Source organism: Pseudomonas sp. (genome assembly GCF_035512415.1).
Lineage (GTDB): Bacteria > Pseudomonadota > Gammaproteobacteria > Pseudomonadales > Pseudomonadaceae > Aquipseudomonas.
Genome location: NZ_DATKDZ010000038.1, coordinates 278949 through 301092 on the forward strand (window position 1 = coordinate 278949; position 22144 = coordinate 301092).

The window sequence follows — 22144 nt, forward strand, 5'->3', positions numbered from 1 at the left end:
AGCTGCGCCACCCAGACCTGCACAACTGGCGGTTTGCCCCCCGCTTCTTGAACCGTAGGATGGGTGATAACCCATCAATTGACTGATGGGTTATCACCCATCCTACGGCTCTGAGCGCAAAAAATGCCGCTTCCCTGGCAAGGGAGAAGCGGCATCCTTCTTACTGTGAACAGCACCAGGTCAACTGACCGGCTTTTTTGTGCCTGCTATTACCTACTCCGCCACCACCTGCTCGCGGCGCGGCCAGGCGTCGATCACTGCCTTGAACAGGGTGGCCAGGGGAATCGCGAAGAACACCCCCCAGAAGCCCCACAGGCCGCCGAACAGCAGCACTGCGCAGATAATGGCCACCGGGTGCAGGTTGACCGCCTCGGAGAACAGCAGCGGTACCAGCACGTTGCCGTCCAGCGCCTGGATAATGCCGTAGACCACCATCAGGTAGACGAACTGGTCGCTAAAGCCCCACTGGAACAAGCCGATCAGCGCCACCGGCACGGTCACCACCACCGCGCCGATATAAGGCACCACCACCGACAGACCGACCAGCAGGGCCAGCAACGCGGCGTAGTTGAGCTCCAGATAGGCGAAGGCAATATAGGTGACCACGCCACAGATGATGATTTCGATCACCTTGCCGCGGATATAGTTGGCGATCTGCTTGTTCATTTCCTGCGCCACCTGACTGATCAGGGTGCGCTCGCGGGGCAGATAACTGCGGAACCACTCACCGATCAGTTGCCGGTCCTTGAGGAAGAAGAACACCAGAATCGGCACCAGCACCAGGTAGATCATGATGCTGACCAGCATCGGCAGACTGGACAGCGAGAAGGACACCGCCCACTGGCCGAACTTGCCCACCTCGCCGCGCACCGACTCGATCAGCTGCAGCACCTGGGCATCGGTAATCAGGGTCGGATAACGCTCAGGCAGCAGCAGAAACAGCGACTGCCATTCGCCGAGCATGCGCGGCAGCTCGTTGAACAGGGTGCTCAGCTGCTGCCAGAGCAACGGCATCAACACCAGCAGAAACAGCCCGAGCATGCTCATAAACAAGGTGAACACCAGCCACACCGCGGCCACCTGGGGCAGGCGCAAGCGCTCGAAGGCATTGACCAGCCCCTGCATGAGAAATGCCAGAATCAGCCCGGTGAGCACCGGGGCCAGCATGCCGCCAAGGGTCAATACCGCGGCAAAGCCAAGAATCAGCAGCACCGCCAGCACCACCGCCTGCTCGTCCGAGAAGTAGCGATGCATCCAATCGCGTAGCACCTTAACCATCAGCATTCCTTAAATACGCAGCAAGCGGAGCATCCGCAGGCAGTCAGGCCTTACGCAGCCAGTAGCGATAAATGCCATTGTCGACTTCTTCGCGCAGCAGACTATGCCCTGCCAGGGTGGCGAAGGCACGGAAATCACGCTGCGAACCCGCATCCGTGGCTTCCACTTTAAGCACCGCTCCACTGGCCAGGCGGTTCAACTCCAGCTTGGCCTTGAGCAGCGGCAGTGGGCAGCTCAGGCCGCAGGCGTCCAACTGCGCATCGCAGTCCTCGGCCGGCCATTCAATATCGGTCATGTTCTACTCCTGGAAGAGGATAAGGATACCCAAGGCCGCACAGGCCTGGCCAGCGGAGCAACCGGGCGGCTACAGTAGCGGCTTTGTTCGACACGAGCTTTGTGCATGAATCTTCTGCGCCCTACCCTGCTGATGCTCACCTGCCTGCTGACGACGCCTGGCATGGCCAGCGACCTGCCATCGCTGGGCGACGCCAGTTCCTCCATGGTTTCCCCCCAGCAGGAGCACCAACTCGGCCGCGCCTGGCTAAGCCTGGTGCGTGGCCAGGTCAGCCAGCTGTCCGACCCGCAACTCAAGGACTTCGTCGAGACCAGCGTGTATCGCCTCAGCGAAACCAGCCAGCTGCAGGACCGCCGCCTCGAATTCGTGCTGCTTAACAGCCCGCAGATCAACGCCTTCGCCGCCCCGGGCGGCATTATCGGGGTTAATGGCGGGCTGTTTCTGTATGCCCAGACCGAAGCCGAATACGCCTCGGTCATGGCCCACGAACTGGCTCACCTGTCGCAACGCCACTTTGCCCGCGGCCTGGAAGCCCAGCAGCGCATGCAGATCCCGGTCATGGCCGGCATGCTCGCCGGCATAGTCGCGGCCGCAGCAGGCGCAGGCGATCTGGGCATTGCCGCCATCGCCTCGACCCAGGCGGCCGCCATGCAGGAGCAACGGCGCTTCTCCCGGCAGAATGAACAGGAAGCCGACCGCATCGGCCTGGTCAACCTGGAGAAAGCCGGTTTCGACCCGCGCGCCATGCCAAGCATGTTCGAACGCCTGATGCGCCAGTATCGCTACGACCGCAAGCCGCCGGAGTTCCTTCTCACCCACCCGGTCTCTGAATCGCGTATCGCCGACACCCGCAACCGTGCCGAGCAGTACACCGGCCAGGGCACCACCGATAGCGTGCGCTACCAGTTGATGCGTGCCCGCGTGCAACTGATCTATGAAGACACCACCGGCCTGGCCGCCAAGCGCTTTCGCAATATGCTCGATGAAAACCCCGAACTGGAGGCCGCGCGCTACGGCCTGGCCATCGCCCAGATCAAGGGCGGCCAGTACAAGCAGGCCCGCGAAACCCTGCAACAACTGCTGGCCAAGGCCCCGAGCGATGTGGTCTACAACCTGGCCCAGATCGAACTGGACATGGCCTCCAACCACCTGGGCGAGGCGCAGAGCCGCATCGAGCGCCTGCAGACCCTGTACCCGAGCAACTACCCGCTGAAACAGGCGCGTATCGACCTGCTGATGAAGCAGGGCCGCACCCAGGACGCCGAACGCGACCTGGACCTGCTGCTGAAGGACCGGAGCAAGGACCCGGACGTGTGGTATCAAGTCGCCGAAGTACGCGGCCTCAGTGGCAACACCATCGGCCTGCACCAGGCCCGCGCCGAGTTCTTCGCCCTGGTTGGCGACTACAACCAGGCCATCGAACAGCTGGATTTCGCCAAACGCCGCGCCGTCAACAACTTCCAGCTGGCCTCACGGATCGACGCCCGCCAGCGCGAGCTGATGGATGACAAGCGGATTATCGAACAGATGCTGCGCTAGACCGGAAACCCCTGGAACACCGCTCACCGAAAGTAGCCCGGATAAACCTTGGCGCAATCCGGGAAGGACGTAGGCCGTAGGATGGGCTACGCACTAGAAACGCAAAAGCCAGGCAAATGCCTGGCTTTTTTGTGTCGCACGCTTATGCGTTGCCGCTGAGCTTGAGCCGCGCCGCCTGGGTAAAGTCGAGCATGCGTTTGAGCGGTTTGATCGCCTTGGGGATCAGCGCCGGGTCGACGAAGACCTCGTTGCTGCCCTCGCGCAGGCACTCCAGGGTGCGCTGCAGGGTATTCATGGCCATCCACGGGCAATGGGCGCAACTGCGGCAGGCCGCGCCGTTACCGGCGGTGGGAGCGGCGACAAATTCCTTGTCGGGGCACAGCTGCTGCATCTTGTAGAAGATGCCCGCGTCGGTGGCGACGATAAAGGTCTTGTTCGGCAGACGCTGCGCAGCGGCAATCAGCTGGCTGGTGGAGCCCACAGCATCGGCCAGATCGATCACGGCCGTTGGCGACTCCGGGTGCACCAGCACCGCAGCATCCGGGTACAGCGCCTTCATATCCTCCAGCTGCCTAGCCTTGAACTCCTCGTGAACGATGCAGGCACCGTCCCACAGCAGCATGTCGGCCCCGGTCTTGTTCTGGATATAGCGGCCCAAATGCTGATCCGGTGCCCAGATAATGCTTTCGCCGTTGTCCATCAGGTGCTCGACGATTTCCACCGCGCAGCTGGAGGTCACCACCCAGTCGGCCCGCGCCTTTACCGCTGCCGAGGTGTTGGCGTAAACCACCACGGTGCGCTGCGGGTGCTGGTCGCAGAACGCGGCGAACTCTTCCACCGGACAACCAAGATCCAGCGAGCAGGTAGCTTCCAGCGTCGGCATCAGCACGCGCTTTTCCGGGTTGAGGATCTTCGCCGTCTCGCCCATAAATTTGACGCCCGCCACCAGCACGGTCTGCGCCGGATGGGCATTGCCGAAACGGGCCATCTCCAGGGAGTCGGAGACGCAACCGCCGGTTTCTTCGGCCAGGGCCTGCAGCACCGGGTCGCAGTAATAGTGCGCCACCAGCACGGCATTCTGCTTTTTCAGTTCGGCGGCAATCTCGGCCCGGTAAAAAGTTTCCTGCTCAGGCGTCAGCGGCTTGGGCTGCTTGGCGTCGAGGTGGGCTTGAACCAGAAGGCGTTCGGAAATCTGCGTCATGTCATCAGGCCCTGTGAAGGTCTATCAGCGCGGAACTCGAGTATACCCGCCAGCCGGGCGTACGCGCAGAGCCGGCGGGAATATGGGGTGCCAGGCAAGGGATCGGGATAAAAACTACAGATAAAAAAAAGCCTGAAAATTCTTTCAATCAGAACTTTCAGGCTTTCTCGACCTTCCGTAGAAGGGAATATGGTGGGTCGTGTGGGATTCGAACCTACGACCAATTGGTTAAAAGCCAACTGCTCTACCAACTGAGCTAACGACCCGACGCGAGGCGCATGATACTGATTTAATTCAGTAATTCAACACTTTGCGAAAGTTTTTTTAGAAATAACGGGTCGGGTCATCCAACCCGGCCGCAGCAAAACCTGCCGCACGCAGGCGGCAGCTGTCGCACTTGCCGCACGCGCGACCCTGGTCATCGGCCTGGTAGCAGGACACCGTCAGCGCGTAATCGACGCCATGACGCATACCGGCCTGAACGATTTCGGCCTTGCTCATATTCTGCAGTGGAGCCTGGATGCGAAAGCCCTGCCCTTCTACGCCGGCCTTGGTGGCCAGATTGGCCATGCGCTCGAAGGCCTCGATAAACTCGGGGCGGCAATCCGGGTAGCCGGAGTAATCCACGGCATTGACCCCGATAAAGATATCCCGCGCGCCCAGCACCTCGGCCCAGCCCAGGGCCAGGGAGAGAAACACGGTATTGCGTGCCGGCACATAGGTCACCGGAATGCCCTCACCCGGCGTCTCCGGCACCGCGATGCTGCTATCGGTCAACGCCGAGCCGCCGATACCATTGAGGTTGAGGCCGATCACCTTGTGCTCGACCACGCCCAGATGCCGGGCCACCTGCTCGGCGGCCTGCAGCTCGGCGCGATGACGCTGGCCGTAGTCGAAGCTCATGCTGTAACAGCTATAACCCTCGGCCTTGGCCAGGGCTACCACGGTGGCCGAATCGAGGCCGCCGGAGAGAAGAATCAGTGCTTTCTTGTCGCTCATATCAGTGTCCCGGCTCGTCATTCCAGAGAATCTTGTGCAGCTGCATCTGCAGGCGTACGGGCAGGTTGTCCGCCACTATCCAGTCCGCCAGGGAACGTGCATCCAGCTCATGGTGGCTGGGCGACATCAGCACCTCGCCGGCACGTTTGTCCAACTGATACTGGATCAGTTTGGTCACCGCCCAGTCGTAGTCTTCCCGGGAACAGATGACGAACTTGACCTGGTCGTTGGGCGTCAGCAACTCGATATTTTCATAACGGTTGCGCGCCACTTCGGCCGAGCCGGGGGTCTTCAGATCCAGCACCTTACTGACCCGCGGATCGACCGCCGACACATCCAGGGCACCGCTGGTCTCCAGGGACACCTCGTAACCGGCATCGCACAGGCGCTTGAGCAAGGGAATGCAGTTGGGCTGAGCCAGGGGCTCGCCACCGGTCACGCAGATATAGCGCGGCTTGTAACCGGCAATCTGCTTGACGATGGCGTCCAGCGACTGGATCTCGCCGCCACTGAAGGCATAGGCGGTGTCGCAATACTGGCAACGCAGGGGGCAGCCGGTCAGGCGAACGAACACAGTCGGCAAGCCGGCGGTGCGCGTTTCGCCCTGCAGCGAATAGAAAATTTCGGTAATGCGCAGGGTTACTTGCATATCAGCCACGGGCGTGACGGCTAGACAGGCCATCCGCCTCCGTTGCGGGAAAAGGGCCGCGAATTGTATACGAAAAAAATTCCGGGAGAAATTTTTAACGTCGCGCAGCGACGGCCCGAAGGGTGGCCGCCAGGGATGGCAGGCCATAAAAAACTGCCTGGAGCAGTTTTTAACGTTGCGCAGCAACGGCCCGCAGGGTGGCCGCCAGGGATGGCGGGCCATAAAAAACTGCCTGGAGCAGTTTCTAACGCCGCACAGCAACGGCCTTAGAGGTCGCTTATCGCGGGTAGCAGGTTCTAAAAATGACGACGTACCCGTTATGCGCTGCATACGGCTTTTGTAGGGTGGATGACGCCTTATCCATCCACCGCACACTCTGAGGGTCTGGGTGGATGAAAAAGCGTCACCCAGCCTTGCCTACAAGAGCGGCTGGACGGCATTAGCCGCGAGCATGGACTTCACGTGATAAAAGCTCGCGGGCAAGCCCGCTCCTACAAAAGCGCCCATTTCACGCAACAGGTTATGGGGACATAGCCATAAAAACGGCCTGGAGCAGTTTTTAACGTTGCGCAGCAACGGCCCGCAGGGTGGCCGCCAGGGATGGCGGGCATAAAAAACCCGCGCAAGGCGCGGGTTCTTTGATCCGGCATCCGGCCTTTACGGCAGACGCTGCAAGTCGCGCTGGGCCAACTGCGCCGCCGAGCTGCCCGGGTACTGCGCAATCACCTGCTGCAGAATCCCCTTGGCCTTGCCGGTGTTACCCAGGCGCTGCTCGACATCGGCAAGCTTGAACAGCGAGTCCGGCACCTTGGCGTGGCTCGGGTAGGTCTGGCTGACTTGGGCAAAGGCCTGTCCGGCACCCTGCAAATTGCCCTGGGCCAGATTCACCTCGCCCAACCAGTACTGGGCATTGCCCGCGTACTGGCTATCTGGGTACTTGCGCAAGAAGGCGCTGAAGGCCTGATTGGCCTTGTCGAAGTCCTTGGCCTTGATCAGGTCGAAGGCGGCCTCATAGAACAGTTTTTCCTTGGCCGGATCGGCCGGCTCACTGCCGGCCGAGGCCTGCTGACCCGCTGGCGGGGTCGGCGTACCGCTGGCATCGATAGCGCCAGCAGCTGAAGAATTCTGATTGGTCGCGGCACCTGTTGCACCGCCACGCATACGTCCATCAAGGTCCTGGTAACGCTCCAGACTTTCCTGTTTCAGGCGCTGGATTTCATTCTGCTGCTCTTCAAGCAGGCCGCGCAGCTGCGCGATCTCCTGTTGCATCTGCTGCAACTGGTTGAACAGCATGCCCTGCGCCGAAACAGGGGCCGCAGCCCCTGCATCGGCGTAGGTGCCGGACGTACCATAACCAGCAGGGGGATAACTACTGCTGCCGTAACCGGCATTGTTATCCACCACGGGAATCTCAGCCAAGGCCGCGAACGGCAGGCTGAGCGCTATAACGGTCATGACACGGCGGCAAATACGCATATCGAATTACTTACGCAGTTCGACGCGGCGATTCTGAGCCCAGGAGGACTCGTCGTTGCCAGTAGCGATTGCACGCTCTTCACCGTAGGAAACCAGTTCCAGCTGAGCCGGGGAAACACCCTGCAGCACCAGGTAGCGCTGTACGGCCTTGGAGCGACGCTCGCCCAGAGCCATGTTGTACTCACGGGTACCGCGCTCGTCAGCGTGGCCTTCCAGAACGACGCGAGCGCCATTGCCTTGCAGGTCTTTGGCGTGAACGTCCAGAGCGCGCATGGCTTCTGGCTTCAGGTCAGAGCTGTCGTATTCGAAGTAGAAGGTGGTGATAGCGCGCAGAGCAGCTTCTTCGCTCAGGCTGCCATCAACAGCGCCAGTGTTGGCACCGTAACCAGCGTTAGGATCGGTAGCGCCTTCGCCAGCAGCGTCGCCGCCTTTGGAGGAACAACCTACAGCCACAGCGAGAGCCAAGCTCAGTGCAGCAAACTTACCAAATTTCAGCATTTCCATCATGTAACTCCTAATGAACCCCAGTGTGTTAAGCAGTTTGTAGCAATAAAACGGTGTAGCGCCGCATCAGTTCAGGTAAGGGGACCAAGAAGGCTCTCGAACTTCGCCTTGAGCGGTAGGCAGAGGGAGCCTTACGCGACCATTAGTGGACGCCAACATCAAGACTCCCCGACCCTGCTGGCGGGTCGCGTAGATTAGCATGCCGCCATTGGGCGCAACAGTAGGCGACTCATCCAGACTGGTGTCGGAAAGAATGCGCAAATTGCCGCGCTGCAGATCCATCGCAGCGACCTTGAACACGGTGTAACCATCCTGGCGGTGAATCATGACCAGGGTCTTTTCATCGGCGGACAGCTTGGGGTTGGCGTTGTAGTTGCCTACAAAAGTCACCCGCTCAGCGGCACCGCTGTTGATATTGGTTTTGTATATCTGTGGTTTGCCGGAACGATCCGAGGTGAAGTAGATGGTTTGCCCATCCTTGCCCCAGAACGGCTCGGTATCGATCGAGCCCTGATTGGTTACCCGGCGCAGCTGACGGCTGCCCATATCCATCACATAAATTTCCGGATTGCCGTCCTTGGACAGCACAAACGCCAGGCGATTGCCGTCCGGCGACCAGGCCGGTGCGCCGTTCAGGCCTTCAAAATTGGTGACCTGCTCGCGGCGACCGGTATCGATATGCTGAACGAAGACGCGCGGACGCTTCTGCTCGAACGATACATAGGCAATACGCCGACCATCGGGAGCAAAGGATGGCGACAGAATCGGCTCGCGCGACTGCAGCAGGGTCACCGCACGAGCACCGTCGTAGTCGGAGCGCTGCAGGGTGTAGCGCGTGTTATTGACCGAAAAGCGCTCGGCCGTCACGTACAGCAGACGGGTGGAGAACGCGCCCTTGACCCCGGTCAACTTCTCGAACGACTGGTCGGCGATATGGTGGGCCATGTCGCGCAGTTGATCGACGGCACCGCCCACGCTACCGGCCAGCACCTGCTGCTGGGTGGTCACGTTGAACAGAGCAAACTGGATCTGCAGACGACCGGCGTTCGGCACGATATTACCCACCATCACATACTGGGCCCCCAGGGCCTGCCAGTCGCGGTAGATAACTTCGCTGGCCTGGGACGGCAGGCTGATCATGTTCTGCCGCGGGATGGGCTCGAACACGCCGGAATTGCGCAGGTCCTTGCCGATGATGTCGGCCATGTCCTCGGGCAGTATATTGCCACCCTGCCAGCCAAACGGCACTACGGCGATGGGTGTCGCACGATCGGTACCACTGCTGATCACCAAAGGATCAGCCGCCTGCACAGTGCCGACCATCAGGGTCAGGCCTAGCAGAACGATACGCATCAGGGTATTCACAGACCTAAATCCTCCGGTTTGAAGACAGCGCGACGCTGCCGGTAGAGCCGATCAAAAGTGGCACGATCCAGCTGTTGCATTTCCGCGATGCGCCCAACATTGCGCACCGCCTGTACCGCTGAACTATCGAATGGGCCATCGCCGCTGGAGCGGGTCACGCTGGCATTGATAATGGTGCCATCGGGCAGCATCTCTATCAGCACTTCTACGCTCATGCCATTACGCGCAGATGGCGGACGTCGCCACTGCTCGCTGACCAGTTTTACGATCAGATCATCCAGGCTGCCTGCCACCTGGTCGCCATGGGTTTCGGCCAGCGCCTGCTGGCGGCCCACATCATCAGACAGCAATTCGGCCAGGGCCGCAGCCTTCTTGTCTTCTGTGGCTTTACGCTGGGCGGCCTCGGAAGTCTTTTTCTTGGCGTCATCGGCGGCTTTTTTCTTCGCAGCCTCTGCAGCCGCTTTCTTCTTGGCCTCTTCGGCGGCCTTTTTCTTGGCATCCTCAGCGGCTTTTTTCTTTGCTGCCTCATCCGCCGCCTTTTTCTTGGCGACGGCGGCCAGCTTCTTTTGCTCGGCAGCCTTGGCCGCCTCATCCGTTTTCTTCGCCGCTTCGGCCTTTCGAGCCTCTTCGGCCTTCTTTTGTTCCGCAGCCTTGGCCGCTACCTGCTGCTTTTCCTGCTCAGCCTTCTTCTGCTCGAGCTGCTCGGTTTCGTAGAGCGGCGCAGTGGTTTTCTTGGTTTCGCCGGCAATTTTCTGATTGGTCTGGGTGGTCGCCTGGCTTTGCGATTGCAGCTTGTACAGGGTTGCCTGCACCACTGGCCGAGCGGGCGGCAAATCCGGGGCAAAGGCGAAGCTGACGAACAGCATGGCAAACATGATGACGTGCAGGCCCACAGCCCAGACGACGGGCCAGAACAGATTTTCCGAAGGCGACGGCTCGCGCTGGTATTGCATCAGGGGGCCTCGGTAATCAGCCCGACGTTACCCACGTCGGCCTGCTGCAGACCACCCATGGCCGCCATCACCGTGCCGTAATCGACCGACTTGTCGCCGCGCACGAACACCTGCACCTGCTTACCCGTGGCACGGCTCTGGTTGATGATCGCGGTGACGGCGCGGGTCATTTCATCCAGGGTCATGGCCTGGTCCTGCACCGTATCGACATCGACCTCGGTGCCCATATTCCAGAAATAGGTCTTGTCGGCCTTGATCGAGATGGTCAGCACCTGGGCGTTATTGTCCTGCGGCAAGGCTTCACTGCTGACTTGCGGCAGATCGACCTTGACCCCTTGGTTGAGCATGGGCGCGGTCACCATAAAGATCACCAGCAGCACCAACATCACGTCGATGTAGGGCACCACGTTCATCTCGGCGACGGGCTTGCGTCTGTTGCGAATTCTGGCCATGGCTTGAGAAACCTGTATTGAGAATGCCTAAGGCTTAGTCGTCGCTGGTGTGCACTTTGCGGTGCAGGATCGCCTGGAACTCGTCGGCGAAGGTGTAGTAACGGCCAATCAGCATCTCGCCGCGGGAGGCAAAACGGTTGTAGGCGATAACCGCAGGAATGGCGGCGAACAGGCCGATGGCGGTGGCGATCAGCGCTTCGGCGATACCCGGAGCCACGGTGGCCAGGGTCGCTTGCTGCACCTGAGCCAGGCCGCGGAAGGAGTTCATGATCCCCCACACGGTACCGAACAGGCCGATATAGGGGCTGGTGGAACCAACGGTGGCGAGGAACGGCAGGCTCTGCTCGAGCTTCTCTTCTTCGCGCGAGATGGCTACACGCATGGCGCGCGCCACGGCATCCATCACCGCATCCGGGTCAACCCCCGCCTGCTGACGCAGACGCGAGAATTCCTTGAAGCCGGCGCGGAAGATCTGCTCCAGACCGGAATCCGGGTCCGGGTTGCTACCGGCCTGGCGGTAAAGCTTGGACAGGTCGATACCCGACCAGAAACGCTCTTCGAAGTTATCCAGAGCACGCTTGGCCGCGCGCAGCAGCGCGGTACGCTGGAAAATCATGATCCAGGACGTGACCGATGCGGCCACCAGCGTCAGCATTACCAGTTGTACTACCAGGCTGGCGTTGCTGATCAGACTCCACATCGACATGTGGTCAACGGCGTTGGCTTCCACGCTTACTCTCCTGCTTTAGATGTACCCGCGCCGCTCTGCTCGGCAAAGGCCGCACGCAGAGCTGGGGGAATGGCCCGGGGTTTCAAATTGTCGGCGCTCACACAGGCCACCAAAAACTGCCCTTCACAGAGCAGCACATCGTCTTGCACTCGCCTGACCTGTTGACGAAAACGCAGGCTGGCGCGGTTCAACTCCACCACTTCGGCACTTACCAGCAGCTCATCGTCCAGACGTGCCGGGGCGTGATAACGCGCCTCGGCCGAATGCACGACAAATAACAGGCCCTCACCTGCCAGAGCCGACTGGAGAAAACCCAGATCGCGCAGGCGTTCGGTGCGAGCCCGTTCCATAAACTTGAGGTAATTGACGTAGTAGACGATGCCGCCGGCATCGGTGTCTTCGTAGTAAACCCGACAACGATGGGCGAAAGACTGAACTCCGTTTTCTGCGCGCATACTCTAGTGCTAGCTCCTGCTCTTGCCAATCGTCTTGATCAAGTATTTTTTCCTACTCATCGTCGCCGCCAAACAGATCGGCTGTGGGCAGCTCACCCATGCGCTTGGGCACATTCAGGCCGAAATGCAGATAGGCGTGACGAGTGACCACGCGCCCACGGGGGGTGCGCATGATATAGCCCTGCTGAATCAGGTAGGGTTCCAGCACATCTTCGATGGTATGCCGCTCTTCGCTGATGGCCGCCGCCAGGCTGTCGACCCCCACGGGCCCGCCATCGAACTTCTCGATCATGGTCAGCAGCAGACGCCGATCCTGATGATCGAAGCCACGCTCATCGACATCCAGCAGGTTCAGCGCCAGATCGGCAATCTGCCGAGTAATATCGCCCTGCCCGCGCACTTCGGCGAAGTCGCGCACCCGGCGCAGCAGACGGTTGGCGATACGCGGCGTGCCACGGGCGCGCCGGGCAATCTCGTAGGCACCCTGCACTTCGATGGGCAAACCAAGAATTCCGGCCGAGCGCATGACGATGGTGGTCAGGTCGTCGACATTGTAGAACTCCAGGCGCTGAACGATGCCGAAACGGTCGCGCAGCGGGTTGGTCAGCATGCCGGCACGGGTGGTGGCACCGACCAGGGTGAAGGGCGGCAAATCGAGCTTGATCGAGCGCGCTGCCGGCCCTTCGCCGATCATGATATCCAGCTGGAAGTCCTCCATGGCCGGATACAACACCTCTTCGACAATCGGCGAAAGGCGGTGGATCTCGTCGATAAACAGCACATCGCCTGGCTCGAGATTGGTCAGCAGCGCCGCCAGATCGCCCGGTCGTTCCAGCACGGGACCCGAGGTGCTCTTGATCGAGACGTTCATTTCCTGGGCGATGATATTGGCCAGGGTGGTCTTGCCCAGCCCGGGCGGGCCAAAGATCAGGGTGTGATCGAGCGCCTCGCTACGCCCACGGGCGGCCTGGATAAACAGCTCCATCTGCTCGCGCACGCTGGGCTGACCGATATAATCGGCCAGTTTCAACGGGCGAATGGCGCGGTCGACCTGCTCGTCGCGGTCGCGCGGGGTGGAGGTAATCAGGCGATCAGCTTCTAGCACTACAGCATTCCCTTAAGGGCACGACGAATCATATCTTCACTGCTCAAACCGTCTTCCTTAATAGCTGAGACAGCGCGACTGGCTTCCTGGGGTTTGTAGCCGAGCGAAATAAGTGCACTGACCGCATCATTCTCCGCGCTTGAGACTGCACCCGCGCCCCGAGGTTCCACCACCAGGGCGGTCATCCCAGGCACGGTTTCCCAGGCCTTGAAGCGATCTTTCAACTCCACCAGCAGGCGCTCCGCGGTTTTCTTGCCGACCCCGGGGATCTTCACCAGCACCGAGGTGTCCTGCGCCTGCACGCAGCGTACCAGCTCATCAACCTCAAGCCCGGACATCAGCGCCAGCGCCAGTTTCGGCCCCACACCATTGAGGCGGATCAGCTCGCGAAACAGCTCGCGCTCGCGCTTCTCGAAAAAGCCATAGAGCAGGTGTGCATCCTCACGCACCACCAGATGGGTGTGCAAGGTCAAGGGTTCGCCCAGCGAGGGCAAACGGTACAGGGTGGTCATGGGCACTTCCAGCTCATAACCCAAACCATTTATGTCAAGAATCACGTGGGGCGGATGCTTTTCCGCCAGGGTGCCGCGCAAACGTCCGATCACCGCTGCTTTCCTTAAAAATTACGTTACAAACGAAGGCGCCCGGCGCGCCGCTTGGCACCGACCAGACCATGGGGAATCAGACTCTGCCTGTGATGGGCATGACACAGGGCAATCGCCAGGGCGTCCGAGGCGTCGATCTGCGGTTTCTGCACCAACTTGAGCAGGTGCATAACCATCATCTGCACCTGCTCCTTATCCGCCCCGCCGCTGCCGGCAATCGCCTGCTTGACCTGAGTCGCGGTGTATTCGGCGATATCCAACCCCGCTTCCATCCCCGCGACTATGGCCACACCACGGGCCTGGCCGAGTTTCAGCGCCGAGTCGGGATTGCGCGCCATAAACACCTGTTCGATACCCATGGTCACCGGGCCGTAGGTGTCGATCACCTCACGCACCCCACGAAACACGATCTGCAAGCGTTCAGGCATGGAGCCGCTGCCGGTACGGATACAGCCGGAGGCGATATATTCGCAACTGCGCCCGGTGTCGCGCACCACACCGTAACCGGTAATGCGCGAGCCCGGGTCGATACCGAGTATCAGCGTCATGCCTCTGTTCCACCCCGAGTGCCGGCCCACTGACGGCCGCCACACTGTCTATTTATCCAGTTGCCGAGTATAGGGCCCGCCCACGGCCCCGTCACCCGGGTAGCGGCTATAAAAAATCGTCAGGAACGATTTTTGACGTCACACCGCGACGGCACCGGAAGGGATGGCAGGACACAAAAAAACCGGCAGCGCCTGGGCATCTCACCCCTGCGCTTCCGGCTCGCCTATTGCGCCAGGACTCAGCCAAGCTGATCCATGATCTCATCGGGGATTTCGGCGTTGTGGTAGACGTTCTGCACATCGTCGAGGTCTTCGAGCATATCGATCAACTTGATCACTTTCTGTGCGGTTTCCAGGTCAGCAACCGGCGCGCTGATCGAGGGGATCATGGCGATATCGGCTTCATCGGCCTTGAAACCAGCAGCACTGAGCGCCTCGTTGACCCCATGGAAATCGGTAAAGCTGGTGGCCACCAGTGCCGAACCGTCCTCGCCCATCTCCACGTCGTCGGCACCGGCCTCCAGCGCCGCCTCCATCAGGGCGTCTTCATCGACACCCGCGGCGAAGCTGAGCTGCCCCTGGCGCTCGAACATATAGGCCACCGAACCATCGGTACCCAGGTTGCCGCCGCACTTGGTAAAGGCGTGGCGTACTTCGGCAGCGGTGCGGTTGCGGTTGTCGGTCATGGCTTCGACGAAGATCGCCACGCCACTTGGCGCGTACCCTTCATAGGTCAGCTCGATCATATTGTCGGCTTCGTCGTTACCGGCACCCCGTGCGATGGCGCGGTCGATGACATCACGCGACATATTGGCCGTCAGCGCCTTGTCCACCGCCAGGCGCAGGCGCGGGTTGTCTGCCGGCAGCGGCCCGCCATGCTTGGCAGCAACGGTCAGCTCACGAATCAGCTTGGTGAAGATCTTGCCGCGCTTGGCGTCCTGACGCCCTTTGCGGTGCTTGATGTTGGCCCACTTGGAATGACCAGCCATAACTCACTCCGTTTGTTTCAAATTCGATATCGGGGCGTGAGAGTTCGAGTCTCTCCGTCCAGCCATAAAGAAGAAGCCTGGAAAACCAGGCTTCTTTTGACGCTTTATTCCGCTTTCGGCTGCTCGCGCAGGCGAATATGCAATTCGCGTAGCGACTTGTTATCCACCTCACCCGGGGCCTGAGTCATGACGCAGGCGGCACTCTGGGTTTTCGGGAAGGCGATCACTTCGCGAATCGACTGCGCACCAGTCATCAGCATCACCAGGCGATCCAAGCCGAAGGCCAGGCCACCGTGGGGCGGCGCGCCGAACTTGAGGGCGTCGAGGAGGAAGCCGAACTTCTCCTGCTGCTCGTCTTCGCTGATACCCAGCACACGGAACACGGTCTGCTGCATCGACTTGTCGTGGATACGGATCGAACCGCCACCCAGCTCGGTGCCGTTGAGCACCATGTCATAGGCGCGCGACAGCGCTGCCGCCGGGTTGGCTTCCAGCTCGGCCGGGCTGCACTTCGGCGCGGTGAACGGGTGGTGCATGGCGGTCAGGCTGCCGTCGTCGTTCTCTTCGAACATCGGGAAGTCGACGACCCACAGCGGTGCCCACTCGCAGGTCAGCAGGCTAAGGTCATGGCCCAGCTTGATACGCAGCGCGCCCAGGGCCTCGCTGACGATCTTGGCCTTGTCGGCACCGAAGAACACGATGTCGCCATCCACGGCACCGACGCGATCGAGGATCACATTGATGTTATCCAGAGGGATGTTCTTGACGATCGGCGACTGCAGACCTTCAACGCCAGCGGCACGCTCGTTGACCTTGATATAGGCCAGGCCCTTGGCACCGTAGATGCCGACGAACTTGGTGTAGTCGTCGATCTGCTTGCGCGGCATGCTCGCCCCGCCCGGTACACGCAGCGCGGTGACGCGGCACTTGGGATCGTTGGCCGGGCCGGCGAACACCTTGAAGTCGACGTCCTTGAGCTGATCGGCGACATCCACCAGTTCCAGCGGGTTACGCAGGTCCGGCTTATCCGAGCCGAAACGACGCATGGCTTCGGCCAGGGTCATATGCGGCAGCTCGCCGAATTCGACGCCCAGCACTTCCTTGAACAGCTGGCGAATCATCTTCTCGGTGATGGCCATGATGTCGGCCTCATCCATGAAGCTGGTTTCGATGTCGATCTGGGTGAATTCCGGCTGGCGGTCGGCACGCAGGTCTTCGTCGCGGAAGCACTTAGCGATCTGGTAGTAACGGTCGAAGCCAGCAACCATCAGCAGTTGCTTGAACAGCTGCGGCGACTGCGGCAGGGCGAAGAAGCTGCCGGCGTGGGTGCGGCTTGGCACCAGATAGTCACGCGCACCCTCGGGGGTGGCGCGGGTGAGGATCGGCGTTTCCACATCGAGGAAGCCGTTGTCATCCAGGTAGCGACGGATGCTGCTGGTGATGCTCGAACGCAGCTTCAGTTTGGCCGCCATTTCCGGGCGACGCAGGTCGATAAAGCGGTAGCGCAGGCGGGTTTCTTCGCCCACGTCGGTGTATTCGTTGAGCGGGAACGGCGGGGTTTCCGCTTCGTTCAGCACTTCCAGCTCATAGCCCAGCACTTCGATAGCGCCGGAAGCCATATTGGCGTTGCCGGCACCGGCCGGACGCAGGCGCACCTTACCGGTGATCTTGACTACGTATTCGCTGCGCACTTTGTCGGCAGTGGCGAAAGTCTCGGCACGGTCCGGGTCAAATACCACCTGGGCCAGACCTTCACGGTCACGAATGTCGAGGAAAATCACCCCGCCATGGTCACGACGGCGATGTACCCAACCGCAAAGGGTGACTTCCTGGCCGTCCAGGCTCTCGTTCAGTTGGCCGCAATAATGGCTGCGCATCATGATGGTGGTCGCTTCTCTTGAGTCTTGAATTCGTTGGGCCGCACTGCTGGCGACGCTCATGGCCGGACTGACAGGCCGTTAACCGCAGCGGCTGACGCATGCGCCATGTGCTGCAATTGCGCTGTCTATGCCGAGGCAAAAGGTCCGAAGCGGACGCCCCACCCCCGCAGAACGCGGCAAAGCGCGGGATTATATATGGTTAAGCCGCCACTTGCAGCCGCCAGGCCACGCGCTTTTGCCAAGCCTTCCTATACTCAGACAGGCACCTGCCCGGCCAAGGCCGAATTGGAGAGGGTCATGTCCACCCCTAACCCTGGCGAAATAACCGACGACCTGCTGGCGGACTTCCGCCTGGAGAGCGCCGAACAATTCCAGCGCTGTGAACAGTTGCTGATCGAACTCGAGCACGCCCCCGACGACGCCGAACGCCTGCGTGAGCTGTTTCGTCTGGTGCACACCCTCAAGGGCAATCTGGGCTATATAGGCCTCGCCCAACTGATGCCGGTACCCCAGGCACTGGAAGACATACTGGCCCGCCTGCGCGAATCGCAACTGCAATTCGACAGCCTGCTGGGCGATATCCTTCTGCTCAGTCTGGATCACCTCAAGGCGCTGATCCAGCAGACCCTGGGCGGCCCCGCTGCCCAGCTGACCCCACAACAGAGCCAGGCCCTCAGCCAGGCGTTGAGTGCATTGGCCACCGCCCCGGCAACCCAGCAGACCAGTTTTCGCAGCGCCCTGCTGCAGCAACTGGACCCCAGCTCGCGCCCACCCGAGGCACAACAGACGGCGCAGCCTAGCGCCAGCGACCTGCTCCAGCGCCACGCCATCGAGGCGGACGCCGACCTGCTGTTCTTTATCGAGCTGATGCAGGCCAGTGAACGCCGCTCACACTACTGGCAAGGCCGCGGCATACGCCAGCTGGACCTGGCCCTGGCGATCAACCGACTCGGCGGCAACCCGGAACAACCGGCGCAGCTGGCCGCCGCGATCTGCCTGCACGATATCGGCATGGCCTTTCTGCCCCTGGAACTGCTGCATAAGGAGGCGCACCTCAACCGCGAAGAGCGCCGCCAGATGCAGTCGCACCCACGCCTGGCCCACGAGCTGCTCAAGCACATGCCGAAATGGCGCGCCGCGGCAGAGATCTGCCTGCAACACCAGGAGCACGCCGACGGCTACGGCTACCCCAAAGGCCTGAACGAACGCGAAACCTGCCCGGGCGCGCTGATCCTCACCATCGTCGACACCTTCGACGCGCGCACCCACGAGCGCGCCCATCAAGCCCTGAACAAGCGCCCGCTGCTGCGCGCCATTCTGGAAATCAACAACCTTGCCGGCCGCCAGTTCAGCAGCCACTGGGTCACGCTGTTCAACCAGACCCTGCAACAACAGCCGGAGCTGGCCCATCGCTGAGAGCGCATGCCTGCGGACTATCAGGCTCCAGCCCATTGCCCCCACTCCCGCATCGCACTACCCTCCTTGACTGCGGGCCCGCCAGGCAGCGGCCCCGTCGCCAATCCGCACCAATTAAAGGGAATTACCATGCAAACACTGGCAGGCAAGGTCGCCGTGATCACCGGCGCGGGCTCGGGCATAGGCCGGGCACTGGCACAACTGCTCGCCGAGGAGGGGTGCGACCTGGCCCTGGCCGATATCAACGGCGCAAACCTGCAGAGCATCGCCGATGAGCTGAGCCGGCACGGCCGCCGAATCAGCTGCCATGCCCTCGATGTGGCCGACCGCGCCGCCGTGTACGCCTTTGCCGACGACGTATTGCACCAGCACGGCAGCGCCTACCTGATAATCAACAACGCCGGCGTCGCCGTCTCGCAACGAATTGCCGAGCTGAGTTACAGCGATTTCGAGTGGATCATGGGGATCAACTTCTGGGGCGTGGTGCACGGCACCAAGGCTTTTCTGCCGCACCTGCTGCAGAACAACGCCGGACATATCGTCAATGTCTCGAGCATCTTCGGCATTATCAGCCTGCCCAGCCAGGGGGCCTATAACGCCAGCAAGTTTGCCGTGCGCGGCTTTACCGAAGCCCTGCGCCAGGAGCTCTGCAGCAGCAAGGTCGTGGCCTGCTGCGTACACCCCGGCGGCATCAAGACCAATATCGCCCGGGCGGCGCGCTTCTATCAGGGCATCAACGGCCAGTGCGATGCCGACCGCGCCGCCGCCGACTTCGACAAGCTCGCCCGCACCACGCCGGAACAGGCCGCCAGAGTCATAGTCGATGGCATCAAGGCCAAGCACCCACGCATCCTGATTGGCAATGACGCGCGCCTGCTCGACTGGATACAGCGCCTGCTCCCGGCCGCCTACCCCAAGCTACTGGCCAAGCTGCTGCAGAAAAAATGAACCCAGCTGCAGCGATAGCCTCCAACCATCGGCCCCATTGAGGTAAATCAGGCTAACGCCCAGAGCAGCCATGTTAGGCTCTGCGCATTACTGCGGGCAGCACAGCCCCGATCCACCAGAGAGGAGAAATGGTATGGAAATCAATATCGGAATTGCCGAACAGGACCGCGCCGCCATCGCTGAAGGCCTGTCGCGCCTGCTGGCCGACACCTACACCCTGTACCTGAAGACCCATAACTTTCACTGGAACGTCACCGGCCCGATGTTCAATACCCTGCACCTGATGTTCGAAGGGCAGTACACCGAGCTGGCACTGGCCGTCGACCAGATTGCCGAGCGCATCCGCGCCTTGGGCTTCCCGGCACCGGGCACCTACGCCGCCTATGCGCGCCTGTCCTCGATCAAGGAAGAAGAAGGCGTACCGAGCGCCGCCGACATGATCAAGCAACTGGTCCAGGGTCAGGAAGCCGTCACGCGCACCGCCCGCGGGATCTTCCCCCTGCTGGAAAAAGTCAGCGACGAACCCACCGCCGACCTGCTCACTCAGCGTATGCAAGTGCACGAAAAAACCGCCTGGATGCTGCGCAGCCTGCTCGACGCCTAGGCCAATCATGCAAAAAGCCCGATACATCGCAACGCTGTCCACTTAAGAAAAATGCCGCTTCCCTTCACAGGCAAGCGGCATTTTTCTAGGCCTAGAGCCTGCTTTAAACCCTTCTGTCTTTTCAATAAGAGAGGCCAACAGAGATAGCTTCTCAACTCCACACCAGGCAAATCATGCAAAAGGCCCGATAGATCAAGCCTTTTGCTAGGCGCGCGCGCCGCACCTGTTCTATCCTTTGGCCAATTGCAATTTGCCACAGTGACGTGCATGAACAATCCCAACCAAGCCCCCGGTATTCTTGATCTGTACCCCGAGGAGACCCGCGAAGCCGCGGCACTCCTGAAAAAGGCGGTACCGCTGATGATGCGCCACGACATTCCGCCGAACCCGGTGCATTACGCCCTCTGGTACACCTACTGCAAAGGCCTGGAGCCGGAACTTAATCGCCGCCTGGATAAAACCGTCAGCGACTTCGACTACTTCCCCCCCGAAACAGCCACCAAGCTCTTTCGCGACTACATCATCCACGACGAACTGGAAATGGCCCGCGCCGGGCAGCAACAGGTGATCGACCTGGTCGACGATATCGAGGGCAACGTATCGCGCAGCCTGCTCGGCAGCCGCAATTACCAGTCCAGCCTGGAACATGGCCTGGCAGCGCTGCAGGAGCCGATAATCGACGACCTGCCCAGCGTTCTCAACGAACTGCAACAAAGCACGCAACTGATGCAGGACCAGCAGGATAAATTCCTCTACCGCCTGCGCGCCGCCCAGGACGAGATCAAGAACCTGCGCAACCAGCTGGAACGCGCCCATATCGCGGCAACCCTCGACAGCCTTACCCAGGTATTCAACCGTAGCGCCTTTAACAAGCTGCTGGAACAAGCCCTGCGCGACGACCACCAGGGGGTCGCCCTGGTGATGCTGGATATCGACCACTTCAAACAATTCAACGACCAATATGGCCATCCCCTGGGCGACCGCGTGCTCCAGCATGTCGGCCAATTGCTGCGCGACCTGCTGCCGCCTCGCGCCACGGCCGCCCGCTACGGCGGTGAAGAATTCTGCGTAATCCTGCGCGACTGCTTCGACCCCGAAAAAGCCCACGCCATTGCCGAGAAGCTACGCCTGAAGATTCAGGCCTTGCGCATCAAGGTCCGGCGCACCGATGAAGTGCTCGACAGCATTACTGCCTCCTTCGGCTTTGCCTTGGCCGTCCCCGGTGACACCTTCGAAAGCCTGCTCACCCGCGCCGATGACGCGCTCTATCAGGCCAAGCGCAATGGCCGTAACCAGATAAACCCGGACCCCGCCCAAGCCGCCCTCAGCGCCTGATTGAGAAGCCCCTCTCTTTGCTGTTAAATACGCCCCGTGTCGCCGGCTCGAATTGACGAGCCAGCGCATAGGCCGACCTCGCGTGCGCAGCAATATCCTTCCTTTATTAATCACAGCGCATACGCAGCCAGCTCTTCCTTCGTGATCCTTGTTCAATAAGTGAGCTCACTCAACATGCTGAAAATTGTCCACCTGGTTACGGGCTTTGCCGCCCTCCTCCTGTCGCTTACTCCCAGCCTCGGCACTAACGCCCTGACGCTCGTACAGCAACCCAGCGCCCTGTGCCTCGCCCTTTTCGGCCTACTCAACCTGATCCTGGCCCCCCAACTGCCCATCTGGCACGCCGGCGCACGCCACCAACTGCAAAACCTGGTGTCCGCCCTGCTGATCCTCGGCTCCCTGCTGCAAGCGCTGATTCTCCTGGCCCCTCTGGAGCTGATTGCCAACCAGCCCGCCAGCCTCTTCAGCCTGCTGATCATCGCCCTGGCAGTCGCCGTACACCTGGCCACCAACCTGCGCATGCAGACCCGCAGCTATAGCCACAACACTAGCCCCAGCCAGGATATCGGCGACCGCGAAACCGGCACCGTCAAGTGGTTCAACACTTCCAAGGGCTTCGGCTTTATTTCCCGCGACTCGGGAGACGATATCTTTGTGCACTTTCGCGCCATTCGCGGCGAAGGCCACCGCGTATTGGTCGAAGGCCAGCGTGTCGAGTTCGCCGTCATGCAACGCGACAAAGGCCTGCAAGCCGAAGATGTAATTGCCGCATTGCCCGCACGCCGCTAACTTGCGCGACAACACTAGCTGCCCATTGC

The 22144-nt window shown here is 60.9% G+C and carries 23 protein-coding genes, 1 tRNA gene and 1 pseudogene; 7 read left to right on the forward strand and 18 right to left on the reverse strand.

Going from position 1 to position 22144, the window contains the following annotated elements:
• Positions 1–213: 213 nt before the first annotated feature.
• Complete coding sequence (locus VMP31_RS18440; protein WP_325509159.1) at positions 214–1278, reverse strand: AI-2E family transporter; 1065 nt, start codon at positions 1276–1278, stop codon at positions 214–216.
• Between the two features lie 43 nt (positions 1279–1321).
• Positions 1322–1573 (reverse strand): sulfurtransferase TusA family protein, encoded by a 252-nt coding sequence (locus VMP31_RS18445; protein WP_325509160.1) that lies wholly within the window; start codon positions 1571–1573, stop codon positions 1322–1324.
• Positions 1574–1678: 105 nt separating this feature from the next.
• Here VMP31_RS18445 and VMP31_RS18450 point away from each other — a divergent pair, with 105 nt between their 5' ends.
• Positions 1679–3112 carry a M48 family metalloprotease gene (locus tag VMP31_RS18450; protein WP_325509161.1) on the forward strand — a complete coding sequence of 478 codons (1434 nt, stop codon included), beginning with the start codon at positions 1679–1681 and terminating at the stop codon, positions 3110–3112.
• A gap of 142 nt (positions 3113–3254) precedes the next feature.
• On the opposite strand, the gene nadA is transcribed toward VMP31_RS18450, so the two are convergent.
• The 16 genes from nadA to aspS all read right to left on the reverse strand — a co-directional run bounded on the left by nadA (position 3255) and on the right by aspS (position 17023).
• Positions 3255–4313, reverse strand: coding sequence for a quinolinate synthase NadA (nadA, locus tag VMP31_RS18455; protein ID WP_325509162.1), 1059 nt, complete (start codon positions 4311–4313; stop codon positions 3255–3257).
• Positions 4314–4503: 190 nt separating this feature from the next.
• A tRNA-Lys gene (locus tag VMP31_RS18460) sits at positions 4504–4579 on the reverse strand.
• 58 nt (positions 4580–4637) lie between these two features.
• Complete coding sequence (gene queC, locus VMP31_RS18465; protein WP_325509163.1) at positions 4638–5312, reverse strand: 7-cyano-7-deazaguanine synthase QueC; 675 nt, start codon at positions 5310–5312, stop codon at positions 4638–4640.
• 1 nt (position 5313) lies between these two features.
• Positions 5314–5961, reverse strand: coding sequence for a 7-carboxy-7-deazaguanine synthase QueE (queE, locus tag VMP31_RS18470; protein ID WP_325509164.1), 648 nt, complete (start codon positions 5959–5961; stop codon positions 5314–5316).
• A gap of 657 nt (positions 5962–6618) precedes the next feature.
• On the reverse strand, positions 6619–7437 hold the full coding sequence (gene ybgF / locus VMP31_RS18475; protein WP_325509165.1) for a tol-pal system protein YbgF: 819 nt from the start codon (positions 7435–7437) through the stop codon (positions 6619–6621).
• 6 nt (positions 7438–7443) lie between these two features.
• The gene (gene pal / locus VMP31_RS18480; protein ID WP_325509166.1) at positions 7444–7941 is read right to left on the reverse strand and encodes a peptidoglycan-associated lipoprotein Pal; all 498 of its coding nucleotides are present in this window, start codon (positions 7939–7941) and stop codon (positions 7444–7446) included.
• A 66-nt stretch (positions 7942–8007) separates the two neighbouring features.
• On the reverse strand, positions 8008–9306 hold the full coding sequence (gene tolB / locus VMP31_RS18485) for a Tol-Pal system beta propeller repeat protein TolB (protein ID WP_325509167.1): 1299 nt from the start codon (positions 9304–9306) through the stop codon (positions 8008–8010).
• Positions 9303–10259: a cell envelope integrity protein TolA gene (tolA, locus tag VMP31_RS18490; protein ID WP_325509168.1), complete on the reverse strand. Its 957-nt coding sequence runs from the start codon at positions 10257–10259 to the stop codon at positions 9303–9305. Before tolA ends, tolB begins: the two co-directional genes overlap by 4 nt.
• Positions 10259–10711, reverse strand: a complete 453-nt coding sequence (gene tolR, locus VMP31_RS18495) for a protein TolR (protein WP_325509169.1) — start codon at positions 10709–10711, stop codon at positions 10259–10261. The genes tolA and tolR overlap by 1 nt, the downstream gene beginning before the upstream one ends.
• Positions 10712–10745: 34 nt before the next feature.
• Entirely contained in the window at positions 10746–11441 is a 696-nt protein-coding gene (tolQ, locus tag VMP31_RS18500; RefSeq protein WP_325509170.1) for a protein TolQ, read from the reverse strand.
• A gap of 2 nt (positions 11442–11443) precedes the next feature.
• Positions 11444–11896 (reverse strand): tol-pal system-associated acyl-CoA thioesterase, encoded by a 453-nt coding sequence (gene ybgC / locus VMP31_RS18505; protein ID WP_325509171.1) that lies wholly within the window; start codon positions 11894–11896, stop codon positions 11444–11446.
• A gap of 52 nt (positions 11897–11948) precedes the next feature.
• Positions 11949–13001: a Holliday junction branch migration DNA helicase RuvB gene (gene ruvB, locus VMP31_RS18510; RefSeq protein ID WP_325509172.1), complete on the reverse strand. Its 1053-nt coding sequence runs from the start codon at positions 12999–13001 to the stop codon at positions 11949–11951.
• Positions 13001–13606, reverse strand: coding sequence for a Holliday junction branch migration protein RuvA (gene ruvA / locus VMP31_RS18515; RefSeq protein ID WP_325509173.1), 606 nt, complete (start codon positions 13604–13606; stop codon positions 13001–13003). Before ruvA ends, ruvB begins: the two co-directional genes overlap by 1 nt.
• A 23-nt stretch (positions 13607–13629) precedes the next feature.
• Positions 13630–14154, reverse strand: coding sequence for a crossover junction endodeoxyribonuclease RuvC (gene ruvC / locus VMP31_RS18520; RefSeq protein ID WP_325509174.1), 525 nt, complete (start codon positions 14152–14154; stop codon positions 13630–13632).
• A gap of 239 nt (positions 14155–14393) precedes the next feature.
• Positions 14394–15143 (reverse strand): YebC/PmpR family DNA-binding transcriptional regulator, encoded by a 750-nt coding sequence (locus VMP31_RS18525; protein ID WP_325509175.1) that lies wholly within the window; start codon positions 15141–15143, stop codon positions 14394–14396.
• Between the two features lie 104 nt (positions 15144–15247).
• Complete coding sequence (gene aspS / locus VMP31_RS18530) at positions 15248–17023, reverse strand: aspartate--tRNA ligase (protein WP_325509176.1); 1776 nt, start codon at positions 17021–17023, stop codon at positions 15248–15250.
• 297 nt (positions 17024–17320) lie between these two features.
• On the opposite strand from aspS, the gene VMP31_RS18535 reads away from it, so the two are divergent.
• From VMP31_RS18535 to VMP31_RS18560, 6 genes and pseudogenes are all read left to right on the forward strand, one after another.
• Positions 17321–18439, forward strand: coding sequence for an HD domain-containing phosphohydrolase (locus VMP31_RS18535; protein ID WP_325509177.1), 1119 nt, complete (start codon positions 17321–17323; stop codon positions 18437–18439).
• 129 nt (positions 18440–18568) lie between these two features.
• Positions 18569–19387, forward strand: a complete 819-nt coding sequence (locus tag VMP31_RS18540; RefSeq protein ID WP_325509178.1) for an SDR family oxidoreductase — start codon at positions 18569–18571, stop codon at positions 19385–19387.
• Between the two features lie 133 nt (positions 19388–19520).
• Positions 19521–19991 carry a Dps family protein gene (locus VMP31_RS18545; protein ID WP_325509179.1) on the forward strand — a complete coding sequence of 157 codons (471 nt, stop codon included), beginning with the start codon at positions 19521–19523 and terminating at the stop codon, positions 19989–19991.
• A 267-nt stretch (positions 19992–20258) separates the two neighbouring features.
• A complete protein-coding gene (locus tag VMP31_RS18550; protein ID WP_325509180.1) occupies positions 20259–21326 on the forward strand; it encodes a GGDEF domain-containing protein in 1068 nt (355 codons plus the stop codon).
• A 174-nt stretch (positions 21327–21500) separates the two neighbouring features.
• Positions 21501–21773: pseudogene (locus VMP31_RS18555) on the forward strand (cold shock domain-containing protein membrane protein); the annotation flags it as partial.
• Positions 21774–21890: 117 nt separating this feature from the next.
• On the forward strand, positions 21891–22115 hold the full coding sequence (locus VMP31_RS18560) for a cold-shock protein (RefSeq protein WP_169852850.1): 225 nt from the start codon (positions 21891–21893) through the stop codon (positions 22113–22115).
• Positions 22116–22144 lie beyond the last annotated feature (29 nt).